1 protein-coding gene is annotated in these 295 nt (G+C 52.2%); it reads left to right on the top strand.

Annotated features, from left to right (window positions below):
* Positions 1–295, top strand: a 295-nt coding sequence (locus HBA93_RS20480) for an ATP-binding cassette domain-containing protein (protein ID WP_353619421.1), incomplete at both ends; no start/stop codon positions are given.

Here is a 295-nt window from a genome sequence, read left to right as displayed (position 1 = left end):
CGCTGTCCCTCATGGCAACGGGCATTTATCAGCCAACAGAAGGCAACGTGCTTTATGACGGGCAGGCGGTTGAAAAACTCAAAGGCCGTGAGAAACTCGACTTCTTGTTAAAAGTACAGATGGTTTTTCAGGATCCTTATGCTTCGCTCGATCCGCGCATGAAGGTCAATCAGATTGTCGGTGAGGCTCTGAAAGTGCATCGCCTGATGCCCAGAGCCGAGATTGCTGGTGCGGTGAACAAAGCGCTGGAGGAAGTGGGGCTTGATCTCGCTTATCGTGACCGCTATCCGCATCA

The sequence above is a fragment of the Ochrobactrum sp. SFR4 genome, assembly GCF_019730395.1.
Lineage (GTDB): Bacteria > Pseudomonadota > Alphaproteobacteria > Rhizobiales > Rhizobiaceae > Pseudochrobactrum.
The sequence above is the reverse complement of the archived record's forward strand: the minus strand, read 5'-3'. Positions and strand labels throughout refer to the sequence as shown.